This window comes from Oceanospirillum sp., assembly GCF_982874595.1.
Genome location: NZ_CEYNZH010000007.1, coordinates 39,898 through 57,090 on the forward strand (window position 1 = coordinate 39,898; position 17,193 = coordinate 57,090).

The following is a 17,193-nucleotide window of genomic DNA, read 5'->3' on the forward strand; positions in this document are numbered from 1 at the left end:
GGGTTTTTTTGTACTGACACAGGATATTACGGAACGCCGCCGAACGGCTCAGGCGCTCAGAGATGCCAATGTGCTGCTGGAGCATCGGGTTGAAGAGCGTACCTCTGAACTGCTGGAAGCGAAAAAGCAGGCGGAAGAAGCCAATCTCTCGAAAACGAAATTTCTTGCGGCGATCAGCCATGATTTGCTGCAGCCGATGAACGCTGCCCGTTTGTTTAACAGCGCGTTATCGGAATATCCGTTGGACAATGCCGCCCGAAAACTGGTGACGTCCACGGCCTCATCCCTGAGTGATGTTGAGGGCCTGATTGGTGCCCTGGTTGATATCTCTAAGCTGGACGCCGGTGTCGTTGAAGCCCAGATGAACAATTTCTCTCTGGATGATTTATTGCAGAGCCTGTGTCATGAATATCAGGAACAGGCTGCGCTCAAACAGCAACGATTCCGTGCTCGTGTCGGTGGCTGTCGGGTCTATTCTGACTCCCAGCTTCTGGGGCGGATTCTGCGTAACTTCCTTACCAATGCTAACCGTTATACCGAACCCGGAGGCCAGATTATGCTGGCAACCCGAAAAAAGGGCAGCTGTATCAGTATCGAGGTGTGGGATACCGGTGAGGGGATCGAATCTGAAAAGATGAGTGAGATCTTCCGGGAGTTCAGTCGTCTGAAACGCCGTTCTTCTGCCAGTGATAAAGGGCTTGGTCTGGGACTGGCCATTGTCGATAAAATCGCCCGGGTACTGGATCACAAAATCCGGGTGAGTTCTGTACCCGGTAAGGGGTCCAGATTCTCTGTAGAGGTGCCTTTGGCAGACCCTAACCAGTTCGAGCAGACAGATCGGGTTCAGCCTGCGCCACAGATCAACCCTCTTGAAAACCGACCGGTACTGGTCTTGGATAATGACCCCGCGATCTGCCAGGGAATGGAACAGTTGCTGGATGGCTGGGGCATGGATGTTATGACCGCTCTGGGGCGTGAAGAGGCCCTTCAGCTGATTGAGGATGGCTTTCGACCGGATCTGATGTTGGTGGACTATCATCTTGATAACGATGAAATAGGCGTTGATGTGGCTCGTGAATTGAATGATTTGATTGATAATCCTGTGCCTGTCATTGTGATCACGGCGAATTATTCAAAAGCGCTGAATTCTGAAATTCAGGCGATCAGTTACCAGTTACTCAATAAGCCCATTAAACCGATGAAATTACGCCTGATGATGGGACAGCTGATGAGTTAGGCCCGATTCGCCTTTAGGGTAATCCCTAGTCGATTTCTTTAACGCTTCATCGTAAAGTCATCTTTAACCAGCGACTAGACTTCAGTGTCTTTAAGGGCTTCTTAGTGGCAGATACAGGCAGACCCGAAGGTTCGTTTTCTTTTATGTCAGATCTTTTCCACGATCTTCAGCCCCTGAGGACCGTACAGCCTGTCACTCTCTTTTTTCTTATCTTTTCTCTGTTGTTTTCCTTACCCCTATCCGCCGATCAAAATGCTACCGACCGCAAGGGAGCAGGAGACTCGGTTGCTGACACCGCTTCTTTAACAGCGGTAACACTGCAGTTGCCCTGGTTGCATCAGTTTGAGTTTGCAGGATTTTATGCGGCCATTGATAAGGGCTTTTACCGTGAAGAGGGACTTGAGGTCTCTCTGAAAGAAGCTCATGCCGGGGTATCTATCGTCGATGAGGTTGTCTCAGGTCGTGCCGAATATGGCCTCGCTAACGCCGATCTTTTTGCCAGCTGGGGGCGGGGAGCGCCTGTGGTTTTGTTGGCTAATTTGTTTAAACACTCTCCGTTGGTGATTCTGGCCAGACAGGAGAGCGGCATCCGTCAGCCCAGAGATCTGGTCGGTAAGCGACTGATGACTCAACAGCCGGATCTGAACAGTGCCGAGATCAGCTATATGCTCTATCGGTCTCAGGTTCGCCCGGAGCAGTTTGTCAGAGTTCCCCATACTTTTCGTATCGATGAGCTGGTATCCGGCGAGGTAGATGCGATGACCGCCTATATTACAAACCAGGCATATGAGCTTCAGGTTGCGGGTGTAGCGACTGTTGTAATAGACCCGGCGAACTACGGGGCGGATTTTTACAGCAATAACCTCTTTACCAGCCAGAAAGCGGTTCGGGAGCATCCGGAACAAGTGGCTGCTTTTCGTCGGGCCAGTCTCAAAGGGTGGCGTTATGCTCTGGAGCATCCGGCAGAAATCGTCGACCTTATTTTACGGCAATACAGCCAGCGCAAGAGCCCGTCGGCTCTTCATTTTGAAGCCCGTGAAGTGGCTAAGCTCATCGCACAGGAAGTGTATCCTTTGGGCAGCATCGATCTGCAACGGTTGCGACGATTGCAGGAGGTTTATCTGCTAAGTGGTGCCATGACCAATGCCAGCGATGACCTGCAGCGTTTTATCTGGCGTGGTAAAGATGAGCCTCAGCCTGATATGCGGTTAACTCAGAAAGAGAGGGCTTTTATCCGGAAACGCCCCCAGGTTCGCCTGTGCGCTTATCCCGGTTGGTTACCTTATGAAGGTGTAAAGGATGGAGCCTCAGCGGGCATCGGTCCGGACCTGTTACGTCAGGCTTTAACCGCTGCCGGTCTGGAGGTGGTCGATGTGGTGGCAGAGAGTTGGAATGAAACACTCATCGCGTTAAAGGAGCGACGCTGTGATCTGATCTCTGCCATTGTCGCCAGTCCGGACCGGCAGCCACTGATCAGCTTTACGGAGAGTTTTATTGATGCCAGCAATGCTATTGTCACCCGAGACAATCAGGCCTATATCTCGGATATCCGTGAGCTGAAAGGGAAGCGTCTGGGAGTTCTGGCCGGTGGGATTCATGAAGAGCTGCTTTTGCGTTACTTTCCGGATATTCAGCTGAAAAATTACCCTTCGATGGATGCCGCACTTAATGCTCTGTCAAAAGGCGCGATTGACGGCTTTATCGATACCGTAGCGGCTTCAGGTTATGGTATTCGTCGTTCTGGACTGGACAATCTGCATATAGCTGGCTTGTTTCCCTACAAAACCCCCTTGTCTGTTGGGGTTCGTTCTGACTGGCCTGAGCTGCGCAACCTTACTCAGAAGGCTTATGACAGCTTTCCGGAAGGACGCATGAACGAGATTATTCGTCATTGGGTTCAGGTTACTGCGGAACCGCAGGAGAATCAGACGGTTTTGCTGCGCTCAGCTTTAATTGTGCTGTTGCTGATGGCGGTTTTTCTGATGTTCTACAGCCGATTACGGCGGGCAAACCGGGCGTTGGCCAAAGAAGTGGTGCAACGACGTAAAGCTGAAGAAGCCACGTTACGCCTGAATGATGAATTAATCAGTAAGAATCAGCAGCTGGAGACGCTGTCCCGAACCGATGCCCTGACCGGACTCAGAAACCGCTACCATATCGAAAATACACTGGAAGATGCGGTCATCCACTGCCTTTCCCGTCAGCGCAATCTTAGCGTCATGCTGCTGGATTTGGACCGCTTCAAGGCGATTAATGATCGTTTCGGACATAACACCGGTGATCAGGTACTGAAGAGCTTCGCCAATATCCTTAAGCAATTTTGTCATGAGCATTTACTGGCGGGTCGCTGGGGGGGAGAAGAGTTTCTTCTGATTCTGCCGGAAACAAACCTTGATGATGCCCACCAGATTGCGGAGCGAATTCGACATCAGGTGGCATCGTGCTCCTTGCCCGATGTCGGTGGGCTCACTGTCAGTATTGGTGTGGCAGAGCTTCGTCCCGATGAGAATGCCTACCAGATTATCAGCAGGGTCGACCGTGTTCTGTATCAGGCCAAATCTGCAGGTAGAAACTGCGTTGTGGTGGATACCTCTGTGTGATGCTTTCCCGGCAACCAGGAGCGTTCTGTCCGGACTATTGAGTTGTTAACTAACGTCCTGTCATTAAGTTGTCAGCAAGGCTTCAAGTAACTGTCATTCTTTTTCGGCATGATCGGCTGACATTATTTCGGCTGGAGTGCCTCATGAGTCCTTTTCTGCGTTCAACCATGATCGTTAACTGGGATCACCCGGAAGTGCTTGCCCTTGCCAGCTATCTGGCAAAGCAGGCTGACAATCCTCAGGAGCTGATCACCCGTACTTTTAATTGGGTAAGAGATCAGATTGAGCATAGCTGGGAATATCAGAAAGAGGCGGTGCCTCTGAAAGCCTCAGACGTACTGATTAACAAACACGGCTGTTGTTTTGCTAAGAGTCATCTGCTGGCTGCTCTGCTAAGAGCTAATGGCATTTCAACAGGTTTTGCCTACCAACAGGTGGACAATGAGTGGGGCGCGGGGTCATCCCGGTTGCACGGCTTTAATACCGTCTATCTGCCACATTCTGGTTGGTATGATCTGGATGCCAGAGGGTGTCGTGGGGAGACTAAAACGCGTTTTAACCCTCCAGAGGTGAGTCTGACTCATCCGGAGGGGCTGCGTGTGAAAGGGATCTGGCCGAACCCGCTCTCCTGTGTCGTGGACGCGATGATAAACGCTTCTCATGTTCGTGAGCTTTATCAGACACTGCCGTCTTCATCTCAGATCCGGAAAGAGGATATGGTGTTTGACGGGACGGGTTCCGGTGTTAAGCACCTATCGAGTTCTAGACCGGCGGCTTAATGTCTTCTGCTGAAACGCTGCTAATAATGCCGTTAGCTGTAACGTGCACCACGGTCTTTTTTAAGTCTGGCAGGGCTGGCTTAAGCGCAACCGGAGGGGCGGCGGGCTTAGTGGTTTCTTCTGTTGGCCGGAAAAGGATGACTTGGTTTCGGCCACTGGCTTTAGCCTGATAAAGCGCTTTATCCGCCTGTGACAGTAGCTTGTCTACTTCATCCGTTGCGCTCTTAACAACCTCAACACCCAGGCTCACGGTAATAGCCGGAATCGTTCCGCTGTCGATCGAGTTATTGGCGATCACAAGTCGTATTTTGTCACTCAGTTTGACAGCTTGATCGGCATCGTAACCCGGAAGAATCAGAGCAAACTCTTCGCCGCCAAGACGGCCGATAACGCCCTCGTCGGGAAGCTGCGCGCGAATCCATTTGGTGGCCAGTTTTAGTGTATCGTCACCGACGGCATGGCCGTATTGGTCGTTCACCTTCTTAAAGTGATCCACGTCCAGCATGACCAGTGCCATGGCTGTCTTGTTTCTATGGGCATTACTGAGCGCCTGTTGTGCAAGTTCCAGGAAGTATCCCCGGTTGACACATCCGGTTAAAGAGTCCCGTGTGGCCATATCATGCAGTTTTGCTAAGGTCTCTCCAAGGCTGTTGACCGCTTTGTTAATCGTATGGAGTTCCTGATAGCGGGCATCGGTCAAAGGCGTGTGTTCGGACCGTTGTTCAAGGGCTGTAAGAGCGCTGCTTGCTTTAATAACAGGGGTGATCAGGTGCTTGTAGAGGTTATAGCCGATAAAGAAGATAACCATCAGCAACAAAGAAACACCAGTCCCTACAGTAACCAGCATCATATTATTGGTTGAGGTAATCTGATTCATATTGGCGTTTTGCAGTGAGGTGGCGTCGCTAATGATTTTATTCTGAAGTTCAAACAGTTCCTGTTTGTATTCTCCCCAGCGGATCCGAAGTGTTTGTTCGAGCTGAATCAGGTTTTGGCGTTCAAGACTGCTCAGGCGTTCTGACTGACTGCTGAGAAGCATTTGACGGGTGCGCCGAACTTCCCGGAGAAGCTCAAAGGCTGACCGGACGGTCTTGCGGGTTTCCGGGCTTAAGTTAAACGACGGTTGAAAAGCCAGTACCTGCGCCGCAAGAGCATTCTTGCGGATCAGCGTAATGCTACCGCCATAAACCACCAGGTCGCCCATGCGTTCCAGCCGTTCCAGATTGAGCGCAGCGCGCTGATGGTCATGAATGGTGGGCAGAAGTTCCTCCTGACTGGTTTTGATCAGTTGGAGGCTATAGCTGTGCATCACTGCAACCACAGCCAGCGTGCAGGTGATAAAAATCACCAGCATCGCGATCAGCCTGAGCAGTAGTTTGCGGATATGAGGGCGCTGGTTGAGAGAGTCCTGATTTATCATATCAATACACGTTAAAAGGGAAGTATTTATCGATTAGTGCCCGTAACTCACCGGAGTCTACCAGCTGTCTAATCGCTTGATTAACCTGATTCTGCAGCTCTGGTCTCGCTTTGGTCAGCCCCATATGAACGTCGCCTTCCAAACTGACGTCGTCGATTGGCAGGCCGATAAAGTCCAGGTGATTGTTTTCAGGCTGTTGCAGGTAGTTCAGGGCAAATAGGGTCGGTATCAGAAGGTAATCTCCGTCACCTTGTTGCAGGGATACCAGTGCCGCTTTCAGGGTATCAAAACCAATAATCTCTGCTTGGGAATGCTGTTGCAGGTAATGCCATTGAGTTGACCCCCGAGTGACCAATATACGGGTTGTCGGCTGCTGCAGAAGGGTTGCCGGGACTTTAAAACTATCATCAGTCGGGCCTACCAGACTGGTTGTTGAACGATAATACTTATCTGTAAAGTTGATCTGTTTGAGGCGCTCGGGGGTTTTCAACAGATTGCTGGCAGCCAGCTGGATATCATTATTTTCCAGTGCCGGAATAATCTTGTGAAAAGGTATCGTGATAAACTCACAGGTTACCTGCATCTTTTTACAGATTGCCCGGGCAACATCAGCGTTATAGCCGCTGATCTCGCCATTCTCATCGATAAAATTAAAGGGTTTGAACGAAGTGGAGATTCCCACTTTGATAATCTCCTGAGCCGCTGACGGGTGACTTAGCATCATTAAAAGACAGCTCATAACCGCCAGTAAGACGGTATGGATACTCATGGGGTGTCGCTTCTGATATTGCATGACTCAACCCTAATAGATATTGAAGGGAAAATATTTGTTGTTCAGGTGGTTGTAACTGCCATCGGTCAGCAGGCTGCGAATCGCCTGATCGATACCGGTTTTAAGCTCTGGTCGCTCCGGAGTGATGGCGATAGCAACATCGCCTGTCAGTTTCGGATTGTCTATAGGGCCTTCAATAAGGTCAAAAAGCCCGCTGCGATCGTCATAAAGAAATCCCAGCTGAATAATCGCAGGCAGTAAAACTCTATCTGTTTCTCCGCTTTTCAGGGCGGCATAGGCCTCATCAACGTTGGTATAGGTCAGTGTTTCCATCGAGTGACTGAAGTTCTGTTGCAGATAAAACTCCTGTACGGAATCTTTGACGACGCCAACCTTTGTCGGACGGTATTTAGGTTGTTTTTTGGGGTTGCCCACATAAATTGAAACAGACCGCATGTAGCGTTCCGAGAAGGTGAGGTATTTTTTACGCGCGTCGGTTACGAGGATGCTGGAAAAAGCCAGATCCAGATGGCCCTGGCGGACACCTTCCAGGTTGAGTCCAAAAGGCTGAAGAATAAACTCACATTGGTAGTCGATGCGCTCACAGATCTGCTGGGCGAGTTCTGCCTCAAACCCGCTCAACTGATTATCGGCATCGATGTAGCCCATCATTGGAGAGTCAAGAATGCCGACCAGCAGGGTTTCTCCAAATGAAGGCTTTGATATTAGCAGCATTAGGCTTGCCAGAAGGCCGGCCAGCTTTTTATATAAACTTGGCTTTGTCATGAAGTGCTTCCCCGTTGACGCTCTAAATCCCTGCGTAAAAAAACGGCTGCATGATGATGCAGCCGTTCCTGTGCTTTGCAGCGTTTTATATCTTACCCGTGGTAACCCTTAAATGGTAAGGGTTTTTACTAGTATAAACCGATTGGGTTAAAAGATTTATGGTTTTTATATGTTTTTTAGAAGCCATTGCAGAGGATGGGGAATCTGCTGGCTGTCGATGCGTTTCACCTGACTGCGACAGGAGTACCCGGTGGCCACCAGTTTGCCCTGTTTGCTGCTGTCCGCCACGATACCGGACCAGCTCTGGCTGTAGATGGTTTTCGAGGTTTCCAGATTTGCGGTTTCATGACCGAACGTGCCGGACATACCGCAGCAGCCGCTGGCCTGCGGGGTCAGTTTGTAGCCCAGTGCCGCATAAACCTGCTGCCACATCTTGATCGTCGCTGCCGCGTTGGTTTTCTCGGTGCAGTGAGCCAGCAGGAAGACTTCTTTGTCTTCTGATGCTTCGGTGTCAGCCGCTTCCTTTTCAGCTACTTTGCAGGCTTCCAGGTGAGCGGTCTGGTTGCCCAGCCACTCCTGCAGCAGTAACACCTCTGGGGCGTCACCTTCCGGCAGTGCCTTGGTGTACTCCTGACGGTAGGTCAGGGTCATGGACGGATCGATACCCACCAGCGGAATACCGGTCTGGTTCAGGGCCCGCAGCATCTCAGCATTATCGGCAGCGGCGCGGCCAAACTGCTTCATCATGCCGTGAACATGCAGGGGTTTACCGTTCGGTTTGAACGGGGCAATAAAGACGCGGAATCCTAGACGGGTCAGCAGGTCGAAAATATCCAGCACCAGACGGGTTTCAAAGAAGCTGGTGAAGGCGTCCTGCACGATAACGACTGTCTTGTCTTTCTGATCCGCAGGAACACGGTTCAGGGCCTGTGGTGTGGCCCAGGCGACACCGTAGTGCGCCAGTTCTTTGGCGATGTTCTCTTTGCAGATCAGCGGGCTGTCGACCATTCCGGCGGCATTTTTCAGCAGGCTCTTAACCGGGCCAAACTTCATCGGCAGGTTATACAGCAGCGGCACCTTAGCGAAGTAAGGGATCACGTATTCCAGCGTACCGACAAAATAATCTTTCAGCGGGCGCAGGTAGCGGCCGTGGTACAGCTCCAGGAACTTGGAGCGGAACTCCGGCACGTTAACCTTGATCGGGCACTGACCGACACAGGATTTACAGGCCAGACAGCCGGCCATGGCGTCATAGACCTCGTGGCTGAAGTCTTCGTTCTCTTGGCCGCCTTTACGCTTGGCCAGCGTGTTTTTCAGCCGTGGAATAAAACTGCCGACAAAACCTGCCCGACGCACATCACGCACTTCCTGCTGCAGATCGGCACCGGCGGCTTCCTGTAGACGCAGCCATTCACGGATCAATGAAGAACGGCCTTTTGGCGACTGGGTGCGTTCACGGGTCGCTTTCCAGGACGGGCACATGGCATCGTTCGGGTCATAGTTGTAGCAGGCACCGTTACCGTTACAGTACATGGCGGCACTGAACTCGTTACGGGTGGCTTCGGTGATTTCGCGGTCATGCTGACCACGGGTCGCTACACCATCGATTTTTAACAACCCTTCATCCCTAAGAGCGCCCTGTATAAATACAGGTTGGGCACCGGACTGTGCCGGAGTCGCAATCTTACCAGGGTTCAGCTGGTTGCGCGGGTCAAAGGCGGCCTTCACTTCCTGAATAAACGGATACAGCTCACCAAAGAACTCCGGTGCGTATTCAGAGCGCACACCTTTACCGTGTTCACCCCAGAGCAGACCTTTGTATTTCTGGGTCAGCGCCACCACGCCATCGGTAATGGTGCGGATCATGCCTTCCTGAGCCGGGTCTTTCATATCAATGGCGGGGCGGACGTGCAGTACACCGGCATCCACATGGCCGAACATACCGTAGGCCAGATCATGGCTGTCCAGCAGCTCGCGGAACTCCATAATAAAGTCCGCCAGATTTTCCGGTGGCACGGCGGTGTCTTCCACAAACGGGATCGGACGTTTTTCGCCTTCGGCGTTACCCAGCAGGCCAACGGCTTTTTTACGCATGCCCCAGATCTTACCGATCTCACCGGCACCTCGGGCGATGGTGTAGGCAAAGCTCTTGCCGTTACCGGCCAGCTCAGAACCTGCGATCTGATCCAGGTGAGCGGTCAGTTTGTCCAGCTTGGCGTTCAGTTCCGCTTCATCGTCACCTGTGTACTCCACCAGGTTGATACCGGCGATCTGTCGTTCTTTGCCTTCAGGGCCCGTGGTTTTAGGGTAGTACTCGCGAACGGTGTCCCAGACGATATCGCCCATGGCCAGATTCAGAACCTTGGAATCCACGGTCTCGATGGAAGTGGGATTCCAGTCCATCAGGTCTTTGGCGTCTTTCAGGGCATCGTTGAAGCTGGCGTACTGAATATTCACCAGAGCTGAGTATTTCGGGATCTTCAGCACATTCAGTTTGGCTTCGGTGATAAAGGCGAGACTGCCTTCGGCACCGCACAGCAGGGCGTTCAGGTTGAACTGGTCATTATCATCACGGATATGCGCCAGATCGTAACCAGTCAGGCAGCGGTTCAGTTTCGGGAATTTGGCTTCGATCAGCTCTGCCTGCTCGCTGAAGATCTGATCCGCTAAGCGGTGCACGTCACCGACACGGTCTTCACGCTGTTTGATCTCTGCCAGTGCTTCGTCAGAGATGGGGCCGGAGGTCCACTCGGTACCGTCCAGCATGACAGAAGTCAGTTCCAGCACGTGGTCACGGGTTTTACCGTACAGCACCGAACCCTGACCGCTGGCGTCAGTATTGATCATGCCGCCTATGGTGGCGCGGTTACTGGTGGAGAGTTCCGGCGCAAAAAACAGGCCGTGCTCTTTCAGGGCTTTGTTCAGCTGATCTTTCACCACGCCGGTCTGTACCCGCACCCAGCCCTCTTCGGCATTGATCTCCAGAATCCGGTTCATGTGTTTGGAGATATCGACGACTAAACCATCGGTCAGAGACTGGCCGTTGGTGCCGGTACCGCCGCCACGGGGGCTTAACACCACCTGCTCAAAACCGGGCTGGTTGCTCAGGCGGGCGATCAGCTGCAGATCTTTATGGTTTTTCGGATAAAGTACCGCCTGCGGCAGTACCTGATAGATGGAGTTATCCGTGGACAGCACCACGCGGTTGGCGTAGTCCGGGTTCAGGTCGCCCTGAAAGCCTTCTGCTTTTAACGCTTCAATAAAGTTCAGATATTCCTGACGAATGGGTGCCGGTGCATGTTGTTTAAGATTCGCGGCAGCGTCGGTATATAAAGCGGTGTCAGCCAGTTGCTTAATCATCGGGATCGGATGCCTTCCTGAGGATACATGGTATTGCAAGCTTATGTGGTCTGGTCAGTGATCGTTCGGATCATAGCGTTTTGTACCTTAACCACATTTAATGCCCGTAGATGAATTCGGGCCGCTTGGCATTAAAAAGGGCAATGATTCTATCTCAGTCTGCCGGAATAGTCAGTAGAGTGACGGGGGGAGGATGTGTAACTTTATTCGGCTTTGGAATAGGGGGTATGCAGTAATTCAATCACCTTCCCGGCAGGAAATTCAGGTTGATCAAAAAATAGCCAATTTAAGTCTGTGTGCCTTTTTTTGTCCGCTTCAGCTAAATTTCCTCAACTTATCCAAAGAGTTATTCACAGCTTTTGTGGGTAAGTAATTTATTCTTAAGATGCTAATCATCAATAAGAATGAAAGGCTGTCGGTCGCTGAACGCCTTGAAAAACAAGGGATTGCGAGGTTTGATAGACTTGTTAATACCTGAGTGCCCAGACTAAAGCAAGCCTGGATTGAGAGTTTTTTTACAGGTGTCATTAAAAAAACGCAGAATTGTCATCTAAAGGAGAAGTCAAGCGGTTTTCTGGGGATAAATGACTTTTTTTACGTAGAGAGATAGTGTTTTTCGTTGAGTCTTTCTGAGGTGGGTGCTGTTACAAAAATTCCCGCAGAGAAAACAGAAAAAAGTTTTTCAATTGATTCGAACTTTTAGCGGGCTGGCTACTCTTATTCTGTGCCAATCTTGCGTTAAGCAAGTTGATCTGATGACTATCGTCACACTCATCAACCTTTTGGGAGCCTGGACAGGCTCCCTTTTTTTGTCTGCTATTTTTGTCCAGTTTAGTGGCCTTCAGGCCACTGAGTCAGTGTCGATGCTGATAAAGCTCATGGTAGATGTTTTGGTAGCGCAGCCATTCCTGTTCGAAAGTTTTTTCATCCCAATGCAGGTATGTCTGGCAAAGACCGGACAACTCCTCTTTCATGCTGGCACCGCCATCGGCATAGAAAAGTCCGATTCGGGTGCGTCTGAGTAAGAGGTCGTCCAGGTGGCAAACTGCCAGGTGCGCTAATGCCCAGTGCAGCTCGGCTTTGTAGTAGGGCGTGGCCGCTACTTTTTGCTCAGCAGGTACTTTTTTATTTAATGGTAGGACATCTGCACCATACATCTGATGCAGGACTTCCGGTATCAGCAGGAACTCACCCTGATTGTGGCTGTTTGCGCCCAGCTCTGGCCAAGGCTTGGCTACTGGTGCCTGTGGCCTGAACGTCAGCTGATTAATGGCATCTTCAGCCATTTTTTGAAAGGTTGTCAGTTTGCCCCCGCAGAGGTAAAGCTGGCCATCCTGCCACCATACTTTGTGCTCTCTGCGCTCCTCTGAAGGTGATATATGGTCCGGGTCGCTACCTAGATCTGATAAAACAGGCCGGACTCCAGACCATACACTCAGGCAGTCTGCTGGAGTGAGCTTGCTGGCCGGGAAGTAATGCTTAAGTGCTTTGAACAGGTAGTCCTGCTCCTGCTGCTGCATTTGAACGGGGTCATCCATCGAGGTTTTGTGGTCCAGATCGGTTGTGCCTACAAGCGTGTGTCCTAACCAGGGGAGTGCAAACATCAGGCGGCTGTCGTCAGGGTGAATCAGGCAAACGCCTTTTTCTAAAGGGAGTCGTTTCTGTGAAAACAGTAAATGACTACCTCTCAAAGGACGTACTTTAACCGGATCATCATCCGGATCTGATGGATGAGGGCGGGGTGATGCGGTCCATGCCCCCGTCGCATGGATCACCTGTCGTGCAGACAAGCGAATATTGTTATGGTCTTCCGGAGAGAGATCCACCTGAAAACCCCCGGTCTGATTACCGGACTCAAGTAGCTGAATATTGCTAACATTACAGTAGTTAAACGCTTTGCCACCAAATTGAGCGGCTTCCATCAGAACCCGAAGCGTCAGGCGCGCATCATCGGTTACAGCATCTTCAAACTGAGTGGCTCCATAGCACTGTTGGCTACGCAGGCTGGGTGCTGCTTTTTGCATCTCAGCCGGGCTAAGTCCTTTGTGATACTTTTTGCCTGCCAGAAAATCGTAAAGCCACATCAGTGCTCTGAATTTGAAGCGTCCCGGAAGATGGTTGCGGTAATGGGGCATCATGAGCGGGATATGCTCAACTAACCCAGGTAGCTGTTTGCAAAGGTGTTCTCTGGCCTGAACGGCTTGTCGGGTAAGGGTTAACTGGCCCGTTGCAAGATAGCGGATGCCACCATGGACAAGTTTGCTGGACTGACTGGATGAGCCTGAAGCAAAATCGTTTTTTTCCAGCAGAAGCGTACGATATCCCCGTCGACTGGCCTCAAATAAAAGTCCAGCACCGGATATGCCTCCACCGATAATAATGATATCCCACTCTTCATCTGCCAGATGGTCCAGTGCTTTCTGACGCCCCTTGGCGGACCAATGTTCAGGTAACATAATTAAAACTCCTTGTATTCGGGCAGTTAGCCGATCGCTTGGCTGAGTCACTGCGCGTCTTGAGAATGGCACAAGTTGGGATAACAAAAGTAGAGAGGTTTGGTTGTCAGCCTGTATATCTTGTGGCGCAAAGTCTGCTATTGGTCAAAATAACACTCTGTGTGGGTAAAATTTTAACGATTTCGCTGATTGTCTGAAAGCCCGGTTTTTGGGGGGCTGAATGATCTAGTGATTGAGCAAAATCGAATTCAGATTGCCAGCGGCCTTCAGTCTGATGATCTCTGCATCAAACATCTTTTTCAGTCGGTGACCTCGCTCAGTGTCCTGAAAGATGAAGAATACCGGTTCACGACTTAAAGGCTTACCAAAATCATACAAAATGTTGCCTGCTTTGCTTTCTCCCAAGGCTTTAAGCCCTGAGTAGCGTTCAACAATAAATACATCGATCCGGCCGGCTTCAAGTTTCAGGAGGTTTACGTCATCACTTTGAGCTTTCTGAATATTGAAATTTGAGTATTGAATGATCTCGCCATAGTTATAGCCCGCAGTCAGCCCTATCTTCAGATTTGTAAGCTCAGCAAAGCTTTCCGGAACTTCGCGACCTTTACGAACAAAGGCAAACAGTTCTTTGTAGAAGACCGTTTCAGAGCGAATATGTTGGCTGGGGATACTGGTTTGCAATCCCGGAAAATACACATCGGCCTGAGCGAGCTGGAAATTCAGCTGCGCTCGTTTAGTGGGCATTAGTGACACTTGGATAGGATATCCGATCGCTTGCTCAATGGTTCTGTAGAGCTGAATGAAGCTGCCCCGGTTGGCCGATTCAGAGAAGTGGGGGATAGTGAAACTGGTCAGTTGTACTTCGGAAGGTTCGAGTTTCTCAAAAGATGTTCTGCCGGTATGTCCTGAAGAACCTGTCGCGAAAGAAAGTTCAGAAGCGAAAGCGGTTTGTGACAGTAATAGCCCGATAAGGCAGGCTAGAGGGCGAAGATAAGGGGCCATATCTCTCTTATATCAGGATGTTGTTTGTACCACGTTAGGCAGCATGTGATAAGAATAGAGATCGTTTCGTTATGATAAAAGCTCTCATTTGTAATTATTTGATTCAGAACAGTTTTCATTGGGCGCTTTTGTATAAAAGCGCTATTTGGTTTATTGCCAACCTGGCACTGCCTGGCCCGAAGACGCATCAGGCTGCCAGCGATGATCTAATGCAGCGGCTGTCGTTTTAGGAATCAGAGCTGTCAACAGATTCAGTTTCGATACTGATATCAAGAATATTACTTGCACCCGGGCGTAGGGCGATGACACCGTATTCCGTGAGGCTATCATCTTCATCCTCAGCACTGCCAACTTCCAGTGTCATTGACGGGCCTTCCAGGTGATCCGGAGACAGTAGCAGCGTTGCTGGTAAGCCCCGATTCCATTCCAGTTGAAGTTCGCTGATGTTGGTTAGCTCGATTGTTTCGCCATCAGTTGTGATTGCTTTAATTCGGGGTAATTCATTCTGGGACACAGAAGGCTCCTGGGGAGATGTATGTGGGTGTTTGGGTGTAGCCTATCAGCTTAAAACTCGATTAAAGCCTGAGTATACGATAAAGCCTGAGGTTTTATCCTTTCATTATATTTTCAGGTGCTCAATAAACAATAGGCCATTAAATAATCCATGTGTATACGGCCTTTAATACTCCTGTCGGCTTTGATCTGGTTACATAAGGGATTATAATGTTGCCTGTTTTTATGCGACTAAAGTATGAACAGGGCTGCGATGGCCTCCGCGACCCGAAGTAAACTAAAAAATAAAAAACGAGAGACGGAATGCAAGCTCATAAGCCTTTGGCTGAAACCTCACATGGAACGACTTCAGAGTCTGATGAACAGGTCATCAGTACTTCTCTTCAATTGGAACAGTATCTGCCTTATCGTTTTAACCAGTTGGCAGATCAGATCAGCAGTAATCTGACTTCTATTTATTCCTCGGAGTTTGGCGTTAGTTTGTCTGAGTGGCGTATTCTTGCTCTGCTGGGTCAGCAGAGCAGTATGATTTCATCAGATATCAGCCAAAGAACCAAGATGGATAAAGCCAAGGTCTCCCGTGCTGTTCATAAGCTGGATAAAGAGGGTTTTCTGCATCGCGAGCGAGATGAGCAGGATCACAGAGTAAGCCACTTGAGTCTGACTCAGTCAGGTATCCGCTTGTATAACTCTATTATTCCCAAAGCTCTGGAATGGGAAGGGAGTCTCGTGGCAACGCTGACTGAAGATGAATGTCAGCTTCTGCATAGCCTGATGAACAAACTGGATAGTCAGATGAAGGCTATTACTTTGGATTGATTTTCTCCGGATGTGCTGATTAACAATAAAACCCCGGGACAGCCAGCTGTTCCGGGGTTTTATTGTTAAGTAAGGACAGGAATCCTCTTTGCTTTACTGCCGATCTTCAGTCGTATTGGGCATTCATTCGCAGCTGAATAAATTGACGAATCATAGATGCTTGCAGAACCACCTTTTGTTTGCCAAATCGGGCGATCACTTTTTCCTGATGTTCTGAACCTGATTCACTCGCTAGCCGACTCAGATCCAAACTGCCGGATGAGGCCTCAAGTGTTACGGGCGATTGAGGTTTAACCTGCCAGCTCACCTGGTGATGGGCCTGGCCATTCTCTGTTCGGCTTACGACCTGAAGTTTTGCCAGCGTTTCATAAGACTCAAGCAATCCTTTGTTGTTCACTGCCTGATAAGACCAGGTCGCTTCTTTGATGCTCTCCTGGTTAGAGGTTTCTGCAGCTTGTCTTATATAAAAAGCGGGGAGATTGAAGTTCTTGTAGTTTGGAGATAATAGATTGTCTCCACGGTCGAGTTTGACAGTGCTGTAGCGTACGCTACTTTCCGAAATCAGATAAAAAAGTGGGTACTCTTTTGGCTCAAATTCATAGGCGGCACGGCGTTCAGTATCTGTAGCCTTACCCTCAAGAGGAACTTTCTGCCAATTGAGCGTATACAGATGATCCGGGTAGGGGGTTTTTAGCCGAACATCGGTTGCCTGAAATGCATTCACGGCCAGCGTGATGGCGACCCCCAATAAAACGGCGGCGGCAATATAGAGATTACGGGGTTTGTTTTTTACCGGTTTGGCATTTTTTGGGGGGGCCGGCTTGCGTAGAGTCTTATCCCAGGCTTCAAAGATTTCAACAGGCTCGCTGATGCCTTTAAGTCGGAAGTAGCCATGAGACTGCCAGCCGTAATCTGTTTGATGGCTGAGCCAGCTGCGGGCACTATCAAAGACGGTATAACTCATGAAGACCTGGCCGCCATCGGCAAGACTTTCAATGCGGGCAGCCCGGTTAACGTGGCGACCGAAAATATCGAAAGTGACTTCACCTTCAATCGTGACCTGCCCCATGTGGAGGCCGATACGAACCTCTATATCGTCCCACTGAGGGTTTTCACGGTTAAAGTTGACGAGTTTCTGCTGAATAAGAATAGCCCGGTCAACGGCACGGCTGGGTTCGGCAAAAACTGCCATTACTGAATCACCGATATGCTTCAGGATCAGGCCGAAGTTATCTTCTTCGATAATCCCCTGCAGTAGAACGTCATGGGCGCGACGAATCTCTTCGACATAGCTTTCACCTTTCTCTTCTGTCAGCTCAGTGTAGCCTTTGATATCGGTAAACATCACAGTTAATACCGTTGTGTGATGACTCGATATATAATCCTGCAGGGAGGAGCTTTCCTGACCTGAAAGTTCAACAGATTGGGTTGATTGCTGGCTCATTGAAG

Annotated in this window: 12 protein-coding genes; 4 read left to right on the forward strand and 8 right to left on the reverse strand. The window is 50.1% G+C overall.

Translation table 11 applies throughout. From position 1 onward, the window contains the following. The 3 genes from AC4GL5_RS04940 to AC4GL5_RS04950 all read left to right on the forward strand — a co-directional run. Positions 1 to 1,237, forward strand: a 1,237-nt coding sequence (locus tag AC4GL5_RS04940; RefSeq protein WP_490381681.1) for an ATP-binding response regulator, incomplete at its 5' end; no start/stop codon positions are given. A 143-nt stretch (positions 1,238 to 1,380) separates the two neighbouring features. After that, positions 1,381 to 3,837 carry a transporter substrate-binding domain-containing diguanylate cyclase gene (locus AC4GL5_RS04945; RefSeq protein ID WP_490381682.1) on the forward strand — a complete coding sequence of 819 codons (2,457 nt, stop codon included), beginning with the start codon at positions 1,381 to 1,383 and terminating at the stop codon, positions 3,835 to 3,837. Positions 3,838 to 3,980: 143 nt separating this feature from the next. Then, a complete protein-coding gene (locus tag AC4GL5_RS04950; RefSeq protein WP_490381683.1) occupies positions 3,981 to 4,616 on the forward strand; it encodes a transglutaminase-like domain-containing protein in 636 nt (211 codons plus the stop codon). Here AC4GL5_RS04950 and AC4GL5_RS04955 read toward each other — a convergent pair. The 7 genes from AC4GL5_RS04955 to AC4GL5_RS04985 all read right to left on the reverse strand — a co-directional run bounded on the left by AC4GL5_RS04955 (position 4,600) and on the right by AC4GL5_RS04985 (position 14,926). Beyond that, the gene (locus AC4GL5_RS04955; RefSeq protein ID WP_490381684.1) at positions 4,600 to 6,036 is read right to left on the reverse strand and encodes a GGDEF domain-containing protein; all 1,437 of its coding nucleotides are present in this window, start codon (positions 6,034 to 6,036) and stop codon (positions 4,600 to 4,602) included. The two genes, AC4GL5_RS04950 and AC4GL5_RS04955, sit on opposite strands and share 17 nt — an antisense overlap. A gap of 1 nt (position 6,037) precedes the next feature. Continuing rightward, the gene (locus AC4GL5_RS04960) at positions 6,038 to 6,805 is read right to left on the reverse strand and encodes a substrate-binding periplasmic protein (protein WP_490381685.1); all 768 of its coding nucleotides are present in this window, start codon (positions 6,803 to 6,805) and stop codon (positions 6,038 to 6,040) included. A gap of 33 nt (positions 6,806 to 6,838) precedes the next feature. After that, the gene (locus AC4GL5_RS04965; protein WP_490381686.1) at positions 6,839 to 7,543 is read right to left on the reverse strand and encodes a substrate-binding periplasmic protein; all 705 of its coding nucleotides are present in this window, start codon (positions 7,541 to 7,543) and stop codon (positions 6,839 to 6,841) included. 216 nt (positions 7,544 to 7,759) lie between these two features. Further along, positions 7,760 to 10,954 carry a D-2-hydroxyglutarate dehydrogenase YdiJ gene (gene ydiJ, locus AC4GL5_RS04970; RefSeq protein ID WP_490381687.1) on the reverse strand — a complete coding sequence of 1,065 codons (3,195 nt, stop codon included), beginning with the start codon at positions 10,952 to 10,954 and terminating at the stop codon, positions 7,760 to 7,762. Between the two features lie 854 nt (positions 10,955 to 11,808). Next, positions 11,809 to 13,410, reverse strand: coding sequence for a glycerol-3-phosphate dehydrogenase/oxidase (locus AC4GL5_RS04975; RefSeq protein WP_490381688.1), 1,602 nt, complete (start codon positions 13,408 to 13,410; stop codon positions 11,809 to 11,811). Between the two features lie 225 nt (positions 13,411 to 13,635). Beyond that, positions 13,636 to 14,154 (reverse strand): substrate-binding periplasmic protein, encoded by a 519-nt coding sequence (locus AC4GL5_RS04980; RefSeq protein ID WP_490381689.1) that lies wholly within the window; start codon positions 14,152 to 14,154, stop codon positions 13,636 to 13,638. Positions 14,155 to 14,638: 484 nt separating this feature from the next. Continuing rightward, entirely contained in the window at positions 14,639 to 14,926 is a 288-nt protein-coding gene (locus AC4GL5_RS04985; RefSeq protein ID WP_490381690.1) for a hypothetical protein, read from the reverse strand. Between the two features lie 302 nt (positions 14,927 to 15,228). Between AC4GL5_RS04985 and AC4GL5_RS04990 the strand changes: the two genes are divergently transcribed. Continuing rightward, positions 15,229 to 15,744 carry a MarR family winged helix-turn-helix transcriptional regulator gene (locus AC4GL5_RS04990; protein ID WP_490381691.1) on the forward strand — a complete coding sequence of 172 codons (516 nt, stop codon included), beginning with the start codon at positions 15,229 to 15,231 and terminating at the stop codon, positions 15,742 to 15,744. Positions 15,745 to 15,850: 106 nt separating this feature from the next. Here the strand turns inward: AC4GL5_RS04990 and AC4GL5_RS04995 are convergent, their stop codons facing one another. Beyond that, positions 15,851 to 17,188 (reverse strand): adenylate/guanylate cyclase domain-containing protein, encoded by a 1,338-nt coding sequence (locus AC4GL5_RS04995; RefSeq protein ID WP_490381692.1) that lies wholly within the window; start codon positions 17,186 to 17,188, stop codon positions 15,851 to 15,853. Between the last annotated feature and the right edge of the window lie 5 nt (positions 17,189 to 17,193).